At 45.4% G+C, this 17,481-nt stretch carries 15 protein-coding genes; 7 read left to right on the plus strand and 8 right to left on the minus strand.

Features of this window, described 5'->3' with window-relative positions; genetic code table 11:
* The 8 genes from K2P83_RS13155 to K2P83_RS13190 all read right to left on the minus strand — a co-directional run.
* Positions 1–96 (minus strand): GTP-binding protein (locus K2P83_RS13155; RefSeq protein WP_292929966.1); only part of this gene is annotated, 96 nt, incomplete at its 3' end.
* Between the two features lie 32 nt (positions 97–128).
* The gene (gene fusA / locus K2P83_RS13160) at positions 129–2,219 is read right to left on the minus strand and encodes an elongation factor G (RefSeq protein WP_292929916.1); all 2,091 of its coding nucleotides are present in this window, start codon (positions 2,217–2,219) and stop codon (positions 129–131) included.
* A gap of 62 nt (positions 2,220–2,281) precedes the next feature.
* Positions 2,282–2,752 (minus strand): 30S ribosomal protein S7, encoded by a 471-nt coding sequence (gene rpsG / locus K2P83_RS13165; RefSeq protein ID WP_292929917.1) that lies wholly within the window; start codon positions 2,750–2,752, stop codon positions 2,282–2,284.
* A 66-nt stretch (positions 2,753–2,818) separates the two neighbouring features.
* On the minus strand, positions 2,819–3,196 hold the full coding sequence (gene rpsL, locus K2P83_RS13170; protein WP_292929918.1) for a 30S ribosomal protein S12: 378 nt from the start codon (positions 3,194–3,196) through the stop codon (positions 2,819–2,821).
* Between the two features lie 266 nt (positions 3,197–3,462).
* Complete coding sequence (locus tag K2P83_RS13175; RefSeq protein ID WP_292929919.1) at positions 3,463–3,948, minus strand: YajQ family cyclic di-GMP-binding protein; 486 nt, start codon at positions 3,946–3,948, stop codon at positions 3,463–3,465.
* Positions 3,949–4,007: 59 nt separating this feature from the next.
* Positions 4,008–5,228, minus strand: coding sequence for an argininosuccinate synthase (locus K2P83_RS13180; RefSeq protein ID WP_292929920.1), 1,221 nt, complete (start codon positions 5,226–5,228; stop codon positions 4,008–4,010).
* 207 nt (positions 5,229–5,435) lie between these two features.
* Complete coding sequence (argF, locus tag K2P83_RS13185) at positions 5,436–6,362, minus strand: ornithine carbamoyltransferase (RefSeq protein WP_292929921.1); 927 nt, start codon at positions 6,360–6,362, stop codon at positions 5,436–5,438.
* Positions 6,363–6,410: 48 nt separating this feature from the next.
* Positions 6,411–7,571, minus strand: coding sequence for an aspartate aminotransferase family protein (locus K2P83_RS13190; RefSeq protein WP_292929923.1), 1,161 nt, complete (start codon positions 7,569–7,571; stop codon positions 6,411–6,413).
* A gap of 291 nt (positions 7,572–7,862) precedes the next feature.
* On the opposite strand from K2P83_RS13190, the gene gyrA reads away from it, so the two are divergent.
* From gyrA to K2P83_RS13225, 7 genes are all read left to right on the plus strand, one after another.
* Positions 7,863–10,433: a DNA gyrase subunit A gene (gyrA, locus tag K2P83_RS13195; protein ID WP_292929925.1), complete on the plus strand. Its 2,571-nt coding sequence runs from the start codon at positions 7,863–7,865 to the stop codon at positions 10,431–10,433.
* 56 nt (positions 10,434–10,489) lie between these two features.
* Positions 10,490–11,581, plus strand: a complete 1,092-nt coding sequence (gene serC / locus K2P83_RS13200; RefSeq protein WP_292929927.1) for a 3-phosphoserine/phosphohydroxythreonine transaminase — start codon at positions 10,490–10,492, stop codon at positions 11,579–11,581.
* The gene (locus tag K2P83_RS13205) at positions 11,574–12,770 is read left to right on the plus strand and encodes a 3-phosphoglycerate dehydrogenase family protein (protein ID WP_292929929.1); all 1,197 of its coding nucleotides are present in this window, start codon (positions 11,574–11,576) and stop codon (positions 12,768–12,770) included. The genes serC and K2P83_RS13205 overlap by 8 nt, the downstream gene beginning before the upstream one ends.
* A 47-nt stretch (positions 12,771–12,817) precedes the next feature.
* Complete coding sequence (pheA, locus tag K2P83_RS13210) at positions 12,818–13,888, plus strand: prephenate dehydratase (RefSeq protein ID WP_292929931.1); 1,071 nt, start codon at positions 12,818–12,820, stop codon at positions 13,886–13,888.
* 84 nt (positions 13,889–13,972) lie between these two features.
* Positions 13,973–15,091, plus strand: a complete 1,119-nt coding sequence (gene hisC / locus K2P83_RS13215; protein WP_292929933.1) for a histidinol-phosphate transaminase — start codon at positions 13,973–13,975, stop codon at positions 15,089–15,091.
* On the plus strand, positions 15,088–16,104 hold the full coding sequence (aroF, locus tag K2P83_RS13220) for a 3-deoxy-7-phosphoheptulonate synthase (RefSeq protein ID WP_292929935.1): 1,017 nt from the start codon (positions 15,088–15,090) through the stop codon (positions 16,102–16,104). Before hisC ends, aroF begins: the two co-directional genes overlap by 4 nt.
* 21 nt (positions 16,105–16,125) lie before the next feature.
* Entirely contained in the window at positions 16,126–17,013 is an 888-nt protein-coding gene (locus tag K2P83_RS13225) for a prephenate dehydrogenase/arogenate dehydrogenase family protein (protein ID WP_292929937.1), read from the plus strand.
* The last annotated feature ends 468 nt before the right edge of the window (positions 17,014–17,481 follow it).

Here is a 17,481-nt window from a genome sequence, read left to right on the forward strand (position 1 = left end):
AATCGCCGCTGTCAGCGTCGTCTTTCCATGATCAACATGCCCTATCGTACCAACATTTACGTGTGGCTTCGACCGCTCAAATTTACTTTTTGCCATGACTCATTCCTTTACACTCTATTCACATTCAATCATTTCTTATTTATTATTGCCTCTGCTACATTCTTAGGAGCTTCAGAATAATGCTTAAATTCCATTGAGTAAGTTGCTCTTCCTTGCGTAGCAGATCGCAACGCCGTAGAATATCCAAACATTTCTGCTAATGGCACTTCAGCTCGGATTACCTTGAATCCAGGCACATCTTCCATACCTTGGATCATGCCACGTCTCGATGATAAATCACCGACAACATTTCCCATAAAATCTTCTGGTGTTTCCACTTCAACCGCCATCATCGGTTCTAGTAACACTGGATTTGCTTTGCGCATCCCATCCTTGAAAGCTATTGAAGCCGCCATTTTGAATGCATTTTCATTAGAGTCCACATCATGGTATGATCCATCAAAAAGTATTACCTTTACATCCACCACCGGATATCCAGCCAACACACCACTTGGCAGCGTTTCCAATAACCCCTTTTCAACTGCAGGTATATATTCTCGCGGCACTGAGCCACCCTTTATTTGATCTATGAACTCGAAACCTTTTCCAGTTTCATTTGGCTCCATCCTCAGCCATACATGACCATACTGTCCGCGCCCCCCTGATTGCTTCACAAATTTCCCTTCTACTTCAACTTGTTTCTTTATCGCTTCACGATAAGCAACCTGAGGTGCTCCTACATTAGCTTCTACTCCAAATTCCCTTTTCATACGATCGACAATGATTTCTAGATGCAACTCCCCCATACCAGAGATAATTGTCTGCCCTGATTCTTCATCACTTCGCACCCTGAAAGAAGGATCTTCTTGAGCCAGTCTATTAAGTGCAATACCCATTTTCTCCTGATCTACTTTCGTCTTTGGCTCAACAGCCACATGTATGACTGGTTCTGGAAAATCCATTCTTTCCAATGTAATTATTTTATGCGGATCGCACAAAGTATCTCCGGTAACGACATCTTTGAGGCCAACTGCCGCCGCTATATCTCCAGCCCGGACTTCTTTGATTTCTTCACGCTGATTTGCGTGCATTTGAAGTATCCTGCCAATTCTTTCTTTTCTTCCTTTGACCGGGTTATAGATTGTATCTCCCGATACAACTACCCCCGAATAAACTCTGAAGAATATTAGCTGCCCTACATATGGATCGGTCGCAATCTTAAATGCTAATGCTGAGAAAGGCTCGTTATCATCAGCCAATCTCTTATCCGGCTCACCACGCTCAGTTTCACCTTGTATCGCCAATACATCCGTTGGTGCCGGCATATAATCTATAACCGCATCCAACATAGCTTGCACACCCTTATTCTTAAAGGCGGTTCCGCACATCATGGGCACTATTTCATTATTTATAGTTCGTGCCCGCAAGCCACTTTTAATATCTGAAGCTTCCAAATCCCCATTTTCAAGATACTTGTTCATCAAGTCTTCATTTGCTTCTGCTGCTGTTTCCAGCATTTTTTCTCGCCATATCTGTGCATCTGCTTTTAACTCTGAGGGTATATCCCGCTCCTGATACTTAGTACCACGACTTTCCTCATCCCAATAAATGGCTTTCATCTTGACTAAATCGATAACCCCTTCAAACCTATCTTCCACACCTATCGGCAACTGTATCGGTACTGGCACTGCTTTAAGACGCGTTTTAATCTGCTCATACACGCGCATGAAGTTAGCACCCGATCGATCCATCTTGTTCACAAATGCCAACCGCGGAACTTTATATTTGTTTGCCTGCCTCCAAACCGTCTCGGTTTGCGGCTGCACACCACCGACTGCACAAAATACCGTACACGCACCATCCAGAACACGCAAAGAACGCTCAACTTCAATGGTAAAATCTACGTGACCTGGTGTATCTATGATATTAATTCGATGCTCTGGATAATTCTCAGCCATCCCTTTCCAGAAACATGTTGTAGCAGCTGAGGTAATTGTTATTCCCCTTTCCTGCTCTTGCTCCATCCAATCCATGGTAGCCGCGCCATCATGAACTTCGCCTAATTTATGCGACACACCAGTATAAAAGAGCACACGCTCAGTGGTCGTTGTCTTGCCAGCGTCGATATGCGCCATAATACCTATGTTTCTATAACGCTCAATGGGTGTTTTTCTTGCCACAGTCAAATGCCTTACAATTAATTCTAATTACGAATGATTTAAATACATAAAATCTCTGTCAATTAAAACCTGAAATGAGAAAATGCTTTATTTGATTCAGCCATTCTATGTACTTCTTCTCGTTTCTTTACTGCTCCCCCGCGGCCCTCAGATGCTTCCGTTAGCTCACCTGCCAGTCTTGAATCCATTGACTTCTCGCTTCTCTTTCTAGCCGCATCTCTAAGCCATCGCATGGCCAAAGCATTGCGACGCACTGATCTAACTTCAACTGGAACTTGATAATTTGCACCGCCAACACGACGACTTTTAACTTCCACTATTGGACGAACATTAGTCAATGCTTGCGTAAAAACTTCCAATGGATCATTGCCAGTTCTCTTTTCTATATGCTCTAACGCCCCGTAAATAATCCTCTCTGCCACTGATTTTTTACCGCGAGTCATTAAAACATTAACAAATTTTGCTAATTCAACATTGTGATATTTTGGATCTGGCAATATCTCACGCTTTGGAACTTCTCTACGTCTTGGCATTATGCAACCTCATTACCTTTTGCAACATATTTTATCTATCAACAAAAACAGCACCTAATCTATTTTCTAGGCAGTTTTTGGCTTTTTCGAACCGTATTTTGATCGACCCTGCTTACGATCCTTCACTCCTGCTGTATCTAGACTACCTCTAACTGTATGATATCGAACACCTGGCAAATCTTTTACACGACCACCACGAATCAACACAACCGAGTGTTCTTGAAGGTTGTGCCCTTCTCCACCGATGTAGCTTGATACTTCAAACCCGTTAGTTAATCGAACCCTTGCAACTTTGCGCAATGCTGAATTCGGTTTTTTTGGCGTTGTCGTGTATACCCTTGTGCAGACCCCTCTTTTTTGTGGGCTATTCTCTAATGCTGGAACGCTGCTTTTAACTCGCTTAGCGGTGCGTGGTTTTCGAACTAACTGACTAATTGTCGGCATTTCTATGTCCTAAAAAACTGGGACGGCTTTTAGCCGTCCACGTACTATTTGCTGTTTTATTTATTTACTCAGGCGCTAGTAATTAACAATTTGGCACCTTCATATCTCGTACAAGATACGGTAAAAAAGAGAGCGGATTCTATTGGGTTTATTGTTTCATGTCAAGACAAACATAGACAGTCATGACCCATTTTGCTAATCCAGTATTTAATTTCTAAAACATGCCAATGATTTTCAATAAGCTTGATTCTGTATCTTCTATCTAATCAATCTCTAAAGTTTTGGAATTGCAGCGGAAAATTATCTATTGTTTTTTTTATTAATCGTATCGTTTCCTGCAGCACATCCTTTTTTGCACCTGTTATACGTACTACATTCCCTTGAATACTCGCTTGCACTTTAAGCTTACTATCCTTAATATATTTAACAATTTTCTTAGCTAGCTCTGTTTCAAGTCCTGTTTTAACTGTCACTACTTGTTTTACTTTATTGCCACTTATTTTTTCAACCTGCCCCTTGTCCAGACATCGCACATCCACATTTCGCTTCGTCAATTTAACCACCAGGATATCGGATACTTGTTCCAGCTTAAATTCATCATCTGCATACATTGTTAGCTGATAATCAGCTTGTTCAACCCTCGCATCCGATCCCTTAAAATCAAATCGAGTGCTCACCTCTTTGTTTACCTGTTCCACTGCATTCCTGATTTCTTGTTTATCAACTTCTGAGACAATATCAAATGTTGGCATTTTATCTCTCTTAACTGAGGCAATTGATTTGGATCTTGCACCGCGCTACCTGGAAAACCTTAATTTTTATTCCTTTCAACTCCAGTTGCAATACGCAACCTTAAAGCATTTAGTTTTATGAATCCTGCTGCATCGCTTTGATTATAAGCACCCGCATCATCTTCAAAGGTCGAAATATTCGGATCAAATAATGAATCAGTACGGGAATCTCTTCCTACTACAATGACATTCCCTTTATACAATTTCAATCTCACCCAGCCATTCACTCTTTCCTGACTGCCATCAATCATAGCCTGTAACATTTTACGTTCCGGACTCCACCAATACCCATTATAAATCAAGGCTGCATAGCGTGGCATCAAGTCATCCTTTAGATGCGCTACTTCCCGATCCAAAGTTATCGATTCAATCGCACGATGCGCGCGCAATAAAATTGTTCCACCGGGCGTTTCATAGCACCCGCGAGACTTCATACCAACATAGCGATTCTCAACCAAATCTAATCTACCTATTCCGTGTTTTCCACCCAATTGGTTGAGCTTCTCTAGTACACTCGCTGGTGATAATTTATTGCCATTCAGCGCGACAATATCGCCGCGCTTAAACTCCACATCCAAATACTCAGGTTCATCCGGCGCTTTCTCGGGCGAAACACTCCAACGCCACATTGATTCCTCCGGCTCCGTCGCTGGATCCTCAAGAATCCTGCCTTCGTAGGAAATATGCAAAAGATTTGCGTCCATACTGTAAGGCGATCCTGCTTTCTTTTTCATTTCAACCGGAATGCCATGTAGTTCAGCATAGAGAAGCAGCTTCTCTCTTGAAGTTAAATCCCATTCACGCCAAGGCGCTATCACATGAATATCTGGCTGCAGCGCATAATATCCCAACTCAAACCGCACCTGATCGTTCCCTTTACCCGTTGCACCATGCGACACCGCATCCGCCCCTGTTTCATTGGCAATTTCAATTTGCCTTTTTGCAATCAATGGACGCGCTATGCTTGTACCCAGCAAATATTCCCCTTCATAAATCGTATTCGCTCGAAACATCGGAAATACAAAATCACGTACAAACTCTTCACGCAAATCATCTATATAAATTTCCTTGACACCGAGTTGCTTTGCCTTTGCTCGCGCTGGTTCAACTTCCTCCCCCTGCCCGATATCAGCAGTAAATGTCACAACTTCACATTGATAGGTATCCTGCAACCATTTCAAGATTACTGAAGTATCCAAGCCTCCCGAAAAGGCCAAAACAACTTTGTTAATTTTTTTCATTATGTTTTTTCATCTCGCACAACTACGATATAGAACTTAAATCAATAAATTTGCTCCGCGCGCCCTGCACCTATCCCCGCGGCAAGACCACGGGTATTACGGCGCTGAAAACCAAAAAAGGCGCGCTTCACTGACTTTAAAAACACAAACTATATGTTCCTTGTGGCAAGACCACGGGGAATCACAAGTTTATTTTAAAATGCAAGCTTAACTTCCAGCACCTAATTTACCCAATAGTAAATATTCCATCAGTGCTTTTTGCGTATGCAGCCGGTTTTCTGCCTCATCCCATACTACCGATTGCGGCCCATCCAAGACTTCTGCGCTGACTTCTTCACCGCGATGAGCTGGCAAACAATGCATGAATAGTGCATTGTTTTTAGCCAAAGACATCATCTCCTCATCAACGCAGAATTCAGCAAAATCATTTTTTCTTTGCTCAGCTTCTGATTCAAACCCCATACTGGTCCACACATCTGTAGTAACAAGATCCGCACCAATCACCGCTTTGTGGGGATTGGCAAACCTTTCATAATGTGTTGCGCTACTTAACCCTATTTTCTCAGGATTAATATCATAGCCAGGAGGCGTTGATACATGTACTTTAAAATTAAAAATCTCAGCTGCCTGCAACCAGGTATTACACATGTTATTGGAATCACCAATCCACGCGATGGTTTTGCCTTCTATACTGCCTCTGTATTCAATATACGTAAAGATATCACTCATAATTTGACAGGGGTGATATTCATCGGTTAATCCATTAATTATCGGAACTCTTGAATTCTCCGCAAAGCGCTTAATAATGTCATGCTCATAGGTACGAATCATTATCAGATCGACCATACGCGAAATCACCCGCGCAGCATCTTCTACCGGCTCCCCTCGTCCCAGTTGCGTATCACGCGTTGACAGATAGATTGCCGCGCCACCTAATTGATGCATACCTGCTTCAAATGACAAGCGCGTACGGGTCGAATTTTTGTCAAATATCATCGCCAGCGTGCGGTCACTCAAAGGCCAGTATTGCCGGTATTGCTTGAACTCCTGCTTTATCCAGCGAGTGCGCTCAAATAAATACTCATATTCTTCACGGCAAAAATCATTGAATTGCAAAAAATGCTTTAGTTGCATAACGAGATAAATAACCAATCAGAGAAACATTACCTTGGGTAATCTGCTTTAGCTATTCAAGAACTCCTTTATTAACAAGCAAATCGTATCCACAACTTGCTCGGCTTCACCTTGCTGCATCACAAACGCAGGTAACAAACGTATCACTTTATCGGATGTTACATTGATTAATAACTTCTTTTCCAAAGCTTTCTTTACCAATTCGCCACAAGGCACTGAAAGCTCGATACCGACAATCAGACCCTGGCCCCTGACTTGCACAACTCCCGCGACATCTGCCAATTGTTTTTTCAGCTTATCCCGCATGAAATCGCCCAATTTTGTCACATGTTCAAGAAGATTCTCATCGGCAATCACATTCAGTGTTTCAATCGCAGCAGCACAAGCCAGTGGATTCCCGCCAAAGGTGGACGCATGATTACCCGGCTTGAAGACTTCAGCAGCTTTGTCCTTTGCCAAGCAAGCACCAATCGCGACCCCCCCCCCTAGACCTTTCGCCAGAGTTATTACATCCGGCATAATATTACTATGTTGAAACGCAAACCATTTTCCACTCCGTGCGATCCCTGACTGCACTTCATCCAGCATCAAAAGCCAGCCATATTGATCACACAAACTCCGTAATTCCCCTAGATAATGCGCTTCAGGAATATTAACACCGCCTTCACCCTGAAAAGGCTCTACCAGTACCGCAACGACGTCTTTATTATTCACGGCAACCTGTGTAATCGCTTCCATGCTGTTATAGGGAACGCGCACAAATCCCGACAATAAAGGCTCAAACCCAGCCTGTACCTTACGATTTCCACTTGCTGTCAGGGTTGCCATCGTGCGGCCATGGAATGAGCGTTCCATAACAACAATCGTTGGAATTGAAATTCCTTTATTATGTCCATGCAATCGGGCTAGTTTTATGGCCGCCTCGTTGGCCTCCGCACCGGAATTACAGAAAAATGCATTATCCATTCCCGATAATTCAATCAAGCGATCCGCCAAGCGCTCCTGCTTTTCGATATGATATAGATTAGATGTATGAATCAGTGTGTTGGCCTGTTCACATATCACTCGAGTTAATCTTGGATGACAATGCCCAAGTCCACACACAGCAACACCAGCCAACGCATCCAGATACCGTTCACCCTGGTCATCCCACAACCACACCCCTTCGCCCTTGACAAAGGTAACGGGAAGCCGTGAGTATGTATTCATTAAATTAGGCACAGCATTACACTCTCATTTCAGATGGAAAATTCAATTAAGCACCCTGCCTACCTGCTAAGGAAAAGTTAGAAAAGCTATTATGTTTACCTATTTATTCTGCTTTTTCAAGCTTTTTTTCTTTAAAAACCTACTTATTATCACAATCTTTATATATCAAAGTTAACTGTGAAATGATGACAGCATGTTAGAATGCACCGATTTATAAATTTCTTATACTTTATTTGTAATAAGATACACCTCTGCATCATAACCTGTTGTTTCTCAGAAAAATCATAAGATATGAATCAATTCGCTAAGGAAACTTTGCCCATCAGTCTTGAAGAAGAGATGCGGCGTTCCTATCTTGATTATGCCATGAGTGTTATTGTCGGCCGTGCCCTGCCAGACGTGCGCGATGGATTAAAACCGGTACATCGGCGCGTATTGTTCGCCATGCATGAGCTCTCTAACGACTGGAACAGACCTTACAAAAAATCTGCACGTATTGTGGGCGATGTGATCGGTAAATACCACCCCCACGGCGACACTGCAGTATATGACACGATTGTTCGCATGGCACAAGACTTTTCCTTGCGTTACATGTTAATTGATGGACAAGGTAATTTTGGTTCGGTGGATGGCGATAATGCTGCAGCGATGCGCTACACTGAAATCCGCATGTCGCGTATTGCCCATGAGCTGCTTTTTGATCTCGACAAAGAAACGGTTGATTTTGGCCCCAATTATGACGATTCTGAGAAAGAACCACTGATACTTCCTGCCAAGATTCCCAATCTACTGATCAACGGCTCTTCAGGCATTGCCGTAGGTATGGCGACCAACATTCCGCCGCACAATCTGAATGAAGTTATCGAAGCCTGTCTCGCCTTACTCAGAAATCCCGATATCAGTATTGATGAGCTCATTGAGCACATCCCAGCTCCAGATTTTCCAACAGCCGGTATTATCTATGGTGTTTCCGGAGTAAGAGACGGGTATCGTACAGGTCGCGGCCGTGTTGTCATGCGTGCCCGCACTCATTTTGAAGACATGGAAAAAGGCAGTCGTCAATGCATCGTCGTAGATGAATTGCCCTATCAGGTTAATAAAGCTAATTTACTAATCCGTATTGGTGAATTGGTTCGCGACAAGAAAATTGAAGGTATTTCTGATTTACGCGATGAATCAGATAAATCAGGCATGCGTGTCGTGATCGAACTGAGGCGTGGCGAGGTACCTGAAGTCATACTGAATAACTTGTATAAAGAAACACAGATGCAAGATACCTTCGGTATGAACATGGTAGCGCTCTTGGATGGCCAACCGCGCTTGCTGAATTTAAAGCAGATACTGGATGCTTTCCTGCGCCATCGCCGTGAAGTTGTCACGCGGCGTACTGTTTTCGAACTCAAGAAAGCACGTGAACGCGGGCATTTATTGGAAGGTCTGGCAGTTGCTTTATCTAATGTCGATGAAATCATCGCGCTGATAAAAGCTGCGCCAACACCGTCTGTTGCCAAAGATGCGATTATGACAAAAGTTTGGCGTTCTCAATTGGTTGAGGAAATGCTATCGCGCGCCATGGCAGATGCCAACGCACTACGCCCAGATGGGTTAGGTGAAGAATTCGGTTTAAAGACTCAGGGTTATCGCTTATCGGATGCGCAAGCGCAAGCGATTTTGGAATTACGCTTGCAACGCCTAACCGGCTTGGAACAAGAAAAAATCGTCGAAGAATACAAGGAAGTCATAGAAAAAATTATTGATTATCTTAATACCCTGGCTAGCCCAGAACGTATTACCAGCATCATCACTGAAGAACTGGATGCAATCAAACTGCAATTTGGTGACAAACGCCGCAGTGAGATTATTGTCGATACGCAAGATTTGAGTATGGAAGATTTGATTACACCGGCCGATGTCGTCGTCACACTTTCGCACAGCGGCTATATTAAATCGCAATTACTCGATGAATATCGCGCACAAAAACGTGGCGGCCGCGGCAAGCTGGCAACGAGCACCAAAGAAGATGACTTCATAGACAAGCTGTTCATCGCTAACACCCATGACTATATTCTGTGTTTTTCAAGTTTGGGTCGTGTGTACTGGATCAAGGTCTATGAAGTGCCACAAGGTGGACGACTATCCCGTGGCAAGCCAATCATTAATTTGGTACAACTGGAAGAAGGCGAGAAAATTAACGCAATTCTACCCGTTAAAGCTTTCGATGAAACTCGCTATATATTTATGGCCACCTCTTTTGGAACCGTCAAGAAAACCCCCCTATCAGAATTTTCCCGTCCGCGGAACAATGGCATTATCGCTATCGGACTGGATGAAGGCGATTATTTGATTGGTGTTGAGCTGACCGAAGGAAAGCATGATGTCATGCTGTTCTCAGACAACGGAAAAGCCATGCGTTTCAGTGAAAATGATGTACGTCCGGTAGGGCGAACCGCCCGCGGCGTGCGTGGCATGAAACTCGGTGCCGGACAAAAGGTAATTTCCTTACTGGTCGCTGAAAATGAAGAACTCACGGTATTAACAGCGACTGAGAATGGTTATGGCAAGCGTACGCCAATCAGCGAGTACACACGCCATAACCGAGGCACACAAGGCATGATTGCGATCAAAACCAGTGAACGAAATGGTAAAGTTGTCACAGCAAAACTGGTCAAACCAGATGATGAAATTATGCTGATCACTTCCGGCGGCGTACTCATCCGTACCCGTGTCAATGAAGTGCGGGAAATGAGCCGTGCCACACAAGGCGTTACCTTAATTAACCTGGATGCGGGCGAGAAACTTGCTGGACTGGAAAGGGTGGTAGAGAGCGAGGATAGCGAGAGTGGGGGTGACAGTGATGATTAAAATCATACGAACTGCCTACCTCCTGGATGCGAAACAGTAACTACTCAAAATACTCCATGGATCCAATCTATAATTTCAGTGCAGGGCCTGCGGTTCTTCCGAAAGAGGTTCTGCAGCAAGCACGTGATGAAATGCTAGACTGGCATGGCAGCGGCATGTCCGTCATGGAAATGAGCCATCGTGGCAAAGAATTTATGGCTATTGCTGAAAAAACTGAAAGCGATTTACGCGATCTGGTTGGAATACCGCAAAACTATAAGGTCTTATTTCTGCAAGGCGGTGCTTCCAGCCAGTTTTCTATGGTGCCAATGAATCTATTGCGCGGCAAAAATAAAGCGAACTATATCAATACCGGTCAGTGGTCGACAAAAGCCATCGAAGAAGCCAGCCGGTATTGCGCAATCAATGTCGCCGCTTCATCAGAGGATGCCAATTTCACGTATATTCCACCACAAGATCAATGGCACTTGGATCCGGAGGCGGCCTATGTTCATTACACCAGCAATGAAACCATCGGTGGTGTCGAGTTTCACTGGATCCCGGAAATTGCTGCGGAAAACAATATTCCATTGGTAGCCGATATGTCATCCAATATCCTGTCTCGACCTTTGGATGTGACACGTTTTGGATTGATCTACGCAGGTGCACAGAAAAACCTGGGACCGGCCGGACTGACACTCGTCATTGTGCGCGAGGATTTACTGGGCATGCCGATAGCAGGCACCCCAACGCTTTATGATTACCAGATTCATGCTAATAATGATTCGATGTACAACACACCGCCAACTTACGCTATGTATATTACCGGACTGGTATTCGCATGGTTGAAAAAACAAGGCGGACTGGCGGTAATGGAAAAAATCAACATCACCAAAGCCAATCTGTTGTATGACTTACTGGATAACACCGACTTCTATCATTGTCCGGTGACTCAATCCGATCGTTCACGTATGAACGTGCCTTTCACGCTCAGAAACCCTCAATTGGATGGAGAGTTCCTCAAGCAAGCCGAAATCAGTGGCTTGATCCAACTGAAGGGACATCGTTCGGTCGGTGGCATGCGTGCCTCAATATATAATGCCATGCCGATGGAAGGTGTGGCAAAATTGGCAATATTTATGAAAGAGTTTGCCAGTCAGCATGCCTGAAAATCTAGACAGAGCCTTCAAGATTCTGACCATTAATCAGATTTCCCCCCTCGGCCTGAGTCGCTTTCCTGCGGATTACTATCAAGTAGGTAATGATATCGCTGAACCGGATGCCATTCTGGTACGTTCGCAAAATATGCTGAACTGGAAAGTTCCCAGTAGTGTCAAGGCTATCGGACGAGCGGGCGCTGGCACCAACAACATTCCTGTACCAGAAATGAACGCTCGCGGCATTCCCGTATTCAACACACCAGGAGCCAATGCCAATGCGGTCAAGGAACTGGTCTTGGCTGGCATGCTTTTAGCCGCGCGTAATTTGGTTCCGGCATTGCAGTTTGTTGACACTATGCAAGGTGATGATGTAACGCTAAACAAGCAGGCGGAAAATGAGAAAAAACGCTTTTCCGGCATCGAATTACCTGGCCGAACATTGGGTATTATTGGTTTGGGTGAAATTGGTCGGCTAGTAGCTAATGCAGCGATCAAACTGGGGATGAAGGTCATCGGGTATGATCCAAAGATTACCGTCGACTCAGCCTGGAGTCTATCCGCAGAAGTAAAAAAAGCGCACAGCATGGGAGACTTGCTCCGCCATAGCGAATTTATCACCGTGCATATTCCGTTGCTGGATTCTACGCGTCACTTGATCGATGAGAAGCATATAAAAATGATGAATCCGAATGTCATTTTGTTGAATTTCTCGCGGGGCGCTATTGTCGATGAGGAAGCTATTTTGGTGGGTATCGCCGCCAACAAAATAAAATACTATGTCTGTGACTTTCCCAGTCAAAAACTTCAGCGCCAGAAAGCAGTGATCACCTTGCCACATCTCGGTGCTTCGACACTGGAAGCGGAAGAGAATTGTGCCATCATGGCGGTCAATCAACTCATAGATCATCTGCAAAACGGCAGCATCACGAACACGGTCAATTTTCCTGATATCTACATGGAACGGGAATCCCCTTACCGGGTCGCGGTGGCGAATGCCAATGTACCCAACATTTTGGGGCAGATTTCTACCAGTATGGCCAAGGCCGGATTGAATATCCATAACATGATCAACAAATCACGTGGCGAAATGGCCTATACACTGGTCGATGTAGACAGTCCGGTACCGCAGCATGTCGTGGATGAGATTGCGGGGATCACCGGTGTATTAATGGCACGCTATCTGCCGCCTCCCAGATAAAATCTAAACTTTGATGAATTATCATTAAGCCAAAATTTTCACCACCCATGTCTGAACAACTCAAACAACTACGCGATCAGATTGACGCCATTGACGACGAATTACTCCAGCTGGTAAGTAAACGCGCTGGACTTGCACAGCAGATCGGTAAGATAAAAAAAAGCGGTATCGTCTATCGTCCTGAGCGGGAAGCGCAAATATTAGCGCGCATTCAGAAACAAAATCCCGGCCCCATCAGCAGTACACATATCAAACAGTTATTTACTGAAATCATGTCACTGTGCCGCGCCCTGGAAAAACCCATGAGCGTGGCTTACCTGGGTCCCAATGGCACTTTCTCTGAAGATGCAGCATTAAAACGTTTTGGCAGCACCATCACAACGGTAGCCTGTGATTCGATCGACGAGGTATTTCGCAAAGTGGAATCGGATAGCGCAAATTATGGTGTGGTGCCCGTTGAAAATTCAACTGAAGGCGCGATTGGCAGAACCATGGATTTGCTGTTACATACGCCGTTAACCATCTGCGGTGAAATACAATTGCCCGTACATCAGTTTCTGATGGCACAGCAAACCGAATTGTCACAAATCAACAAAATTTACTCGCACCCGCAATCATTGGCGCAGTGCCATCACTGGTTAAAAACCAACTTACCGCACGTTTCTCATTCTGCATTTATCAATTCCGCTAGCAATGCCGATGCAGCCCGGCAAGCAGCAACTGACAAGCAAGCAGCAGCGGTGGCAAGCAAAAGAGCAGCAGAGCTCTTTGGACTCAGTATCTGCGCGGAAAACATCGAGGACGATCCGAGAAATACAACGCGTTTTCTGATCATCGGGAGACAAATCGTGGATGTCTCCGGAAAAGATAAGACCTCGTTAATCCTATCAACCAATAACCGTTCCGGAGCTATCTATAAATTACTGGAACCGCTGGCTCAGCACAGTGTGAGCATGAGCCGCCTGGAATCCCGCCCATCACGCACCGGTCTCTGGCAGTATGTTTTTTTTATTGATATTGAGGGGCACCAACAAGATGAAAATGTAGCAGCCGCATTGACTGAATTACGTGAAAAATCGGCTTTCCTAAAAATCCTGGGATCTTATCCGGCCACATAGCTGCCCGTTGCCTCTGAATAGTCATCCGATCAAACTTATCAAACGCTTTGCATTCTTTTCTCAATCGCTAACAAACTTAATTTTATGAATCTTTGTGACTTTGCTCCGGAATATATCCGCTCCATTCAGCCTTATCAACCCGGTAAACCTATCTCTGAGCTAGCCCGGGAAATGGAGTTGGATGAGTCGTGTGTCATCAAACTGGCGTCCAATGAAAATCCGCTGGGAACCAGCCCGCTCGCACTCGATGCCATGATTAGCGCATTGCATGATGTCGCACTCTATCCGGATGGCAGCGGCTATGAATTAAAAGCCGCATTGTCCAAACGTTATGCTGTGACCCCAGAGCAAATCATATTAGGCAATGGCTCCAATGATATTCTGGATCTCGCCGCACGCGTATTCCTTAAACCCGGTGCTGCCGCGGTGTATTCACAGCATGCTTTCGCGGTTTATCCATTGGTAGTACAAATGATTGGCGCCAATGGCATATCGGTGCCCGCTCTGGATTACGGTCATGACCTGCCCGCCATGCTGGACGCCATTACGCCGGAAACACGCATCGTATTTATTGCCAGCCCCAACAATCCTACCGGCACATTATCCAACGCCAACGATTTACTCCGATTCATGGAACGCGTATCCCGCGATGTACTGGTTGTTATGGATGAAGCGTATAACGAATATTTGCCCGAAGCCAACAAACCGGAGAGCATCAAATGGCTGAAACAATTTTCCAATTTGCTGATCACACGAACCTTTTCCAAGATTTATGGCCTCGCCGGTGTACGCGTCGGATATGGACTGACACATCCCGACGTGGCTAACCTGATGAATCGTGTACGTCAGCCGTTCAATGTCAGCAGCATTGGTCTGGTTGGTGCGCTGGCCGCGCTGCATGATGCCGAGTTTGTACAAAAATCGTATGCCCTAAACCGTGCGGGCATGTTACAACTCACTGAAGGTTTCCGGAAATTAAGCATTGAAACTATTCCTTCGTATGGAAATTTCATTAGCTTTCGCGTTAAAGGCGACGCGACCAACACACCGAAAGTCTATCAGAGCCTTCTGCAACAAGGTATTATTGTCCGCCCTCTGGGAATTTACGAAATGCCGCACCACCTTCGGGTTACAGTTGGATTAGAATCCGAAAATAAACGATTTCTGGAATCACTTGAGTATGCAATGGGAGAATTAGCGTGATTATCGTCATGAATAAAGATGTTACCGAGGAACAAATCGGTGCAGTTGTCCAAAAAATCCAAGACTTGGGTCACGAAGTCAATATTTCACGCGGCACCAACCGCACAGTCATCGGTGCCATTGGCGATGAAAGCAAACTGGATCCGGAATCATTTGATTCCATGCCAGGCGTTGAATACTCTATGCACATCGTCAAACAATACAAAATTGTTTCACGAGAATCGCATAAACAAGACTCGATCATCGATGTGCGCGGCATCCCGGTCGGCGGCAAGCAAATACAAGTCATCGGTGGCCCCTGCTCAGTAGAAACACCAGAACAAATGGATCTGGCTGCACAGCAAGTCGCGGCGGCTGGTTGCCGTCTGATGCGTGGCGGCGCTTTCAAACCCCGCACCAGTCCGTACACTTTCCAAGGCAAAGGCGTCGATGGTCTGGCCATATTCCGTCAGGCCGCCGATAAATATAACCTGCCGATTGTCACTGAACTGATGGATGTGCGCATGCTCGATACCTTTCTCGAACATGATGTCGATGTCATACAGATTGGTACGCGCAACATGCAGAATTTTGACCTGCTGAAAGAAGTTGGTCGCATCAAAAAACCAGTCATTCTGAAGCGCGGCCTATCCGCTACCATTTCCGAATGGCTCATGGCGGCGGAATATATCGCAGCAGGCGGAAATCATAATATTATTTTTTGCGAGCGCGGTATTCGTACGTTCGAAACAGCTTACCGCAATGTCATGGATGTCACTTGCGTCCCGGTACTCAAACGCGAAACCCATCTGCCGGTTATCATTGATCCTTCGCATGCCGGCGGCAAAGCTTGGATGGTACCGGCATTAGCACGCGCAGCGATTGCAGCCGGTGCGGATGGATTATTGGTGGAAATGCATCCGAATCCGTGCGAAGCTTGGTGCGATGCCGATCAAGCGCTGAATCCACAGGAATTCAAGGATCTGATGGGATCATTAAGAGGCATCGCAGAAGTCATCGGACGCACCCTATGACGCAAAACGCTGGTTAGACGCATGACAAATACGGCGATGCTCAACAAACTGGTCATCATCGGTGTCGGCTTGATCGGCGGATCATTTGCTCTGGCGCTACGCAATGCCGGTTTGGTCAAGCATATCGTTGGGGTCGGACGTAGCCAGCAAAATATGCAATGTGCTGTAATGTATGGTGTCATTGATGAAATCGCCGTCGATATGGCTTCTGCTTTGTACCAAGCGAACCTAGTGTTCCTCGCCATGCCGGTAGGCCAGACCGCCCACGTCATGGAGAGAATCGCCCCGCACCTGCAAGCTAACACGATCATCACCGACGCCGGCAGCACCAAGCAGGATGTCATCGCCGCAGCACGCCACCATCTCCCGATGCAAAACCGGCACCACTTCGTGCCCGGCCATCCCATCGCCGGTACAGAACAAAGTGGCGCACAAGCTGCGCAAGCCGACTTGTACCGCAACAAACATATCATCCTGACCCCGCTGCCGGAAACCAGCATGGATGCTGTCGAGCGAGTCAGCGAATTATGGCAAGCCTGCGGCGCGCAAGTCTCACTGATGCCAGCCAATGAGCACGACCAAGTGCTCGCAGCCACCAGCCATTTACCGCATATCCTGGCATTCACCATGATGAATCACCTTCATCACAGCACCAGCAATCCAGAAAACCTGCTCCGTTTTTCCGGCAGCGGCTTCCGCGACTTCACCCGCATCGCTAGCAGCTCCCCGGAAATGTGGCGTGATATCTGTTTGGCAAACCGTGAGGCATTGCTTGAGCAGATTGATGCGTATCAGAATGAATTGAATGCCTTGCAGGAAATTCTAAAAAATAATAACGGTGAAGCCCTGGAAAAAACTTTTTCTCAAGCGCGGAGTGTTAGAGAAAATTGGTTGAAGAATAAGCTCTGAATATGAAAAGCTATTATGCACAATGCCTTTCAGAATCATTAGGTAATTCGTATTTTTCTTGTACTATATAGTCCTCATGCTTATTACGAGCATGCAGGGGCATACTGATATTTGTCCGATCATTGGTTTCTAAGTATTGTGGCGATAGCCGCTGTTTTTAAGAGCGGAGAAGTTTTGGCAGCATATTTCTGGGGTAACGCTTAAGCCGCAAAAAGAACGCCAATCACTTGGATTAGGAACCAACAAGATCAGATTCAATTGAATAATGAAATCTTGCATCAGTTAAATTATCTCTGGCAGATTCTGGAGATAATTTAATTAACTGCTAGGTAGGCGCAATCCTGATTGCGCCTATGCGGAATACCCCTCACCAAATGCTTATTTTCTTGACGCAACATCATTAAAATAAAAGACAATCATTATGAATTCTATCAATCCAAGTTAATCTCAGCTGAATAAGTTTGATCG

Source organism: Nitrosomonas sp., from assembly GCF_019752415.1.
Lineage (GTDB): Bacteria > Pseudomonadota > Gammaproteobacteria > Burkholderiales > Nitrosomonadaceae > Nitrosomonas.

Bases quoted from the DNA above. Each gene is read 5' to 3' on its own strand.
- rpsG (WP_292929917.1), bottom strand. From the start codon at position 2,752: ATGCCAAGACGTAGAGAAGTTCCAAAGCGTGAGATATTGCCAGATCCA.
- rpsL (WP_292929918.1), bottom strand. From the start codon at position 3,196: ATGCCGACAATTAGTCAGTTAGTTCGAAAACCACGCACCGCTAAGCGA.
- K2P83_RS13175 (WP_292929919.1), bottom strand. From the start codon at position 3,948: ATGCCAACATTTGATATTGTCTCAGAAGTTGATAAACAAGAAATCAGG.
- K2P83_RS13180 (WP_292929920.1), bottom strand. From the start codon at position 5,228: ATGAAAAAAATTAACAAAGTTGTTTTGGCCTTTTCGGGAGGCTTGGAT.
- argF (WP_292929921.1), bottom strand. From the start codon at position 6,362: ATGCAACTAAAGCATTTTTTGCAATTCAATGATTTTTGCCGTGAAGAA.
- K2P83_RS13190 (WP_292929923.1), bottom strand. From the start codon at position 7,571: ATGAATACATACTCACGGCTTCCCGTTACCTTTGTCAAGGGCGAAGGG.
- gyrA (WP_292929925.1), top strand. From the start codon at position 7,863: ATGAATCAATTCGCTAAGGAAACTTTGCCCATCAGTCTTGAAGAAGAG.
- serC (WP_292929927.1), top strand. From the start codon at position 10,490: ATGGATCCAATCTATAATTTCAGTGCAGGGCCTGCGGTTCTTCCGAAA.
- K2P83_RS13205 (WP_292929929.1), top strand. From the start codon at position 11,574: ATGCCTGAAAATCTAGACAGAGCCTTCAAGATTCTGACCATTAATCAG.
- pheA (WP_292929931.1), top strand. From the start codon at position 12,818: ATGTCTGAACAACTCAAACAACTACGCGATCAGATTGACGCCATTGAC.
- hisC (WP_292929933.1), top strand. From the start codon at position 13,973: ATGAATCTTTGTGACTTTGCTCCGGAATATATCCGCTCCATTCAGCCT.
- K2P83_RS13225 (WP_292929937.1), top strand. From the start codon at position 16,126: ATGACAAATACGGCGATGCTCAACAAACTGGTCATCATCGGTGTCGGC.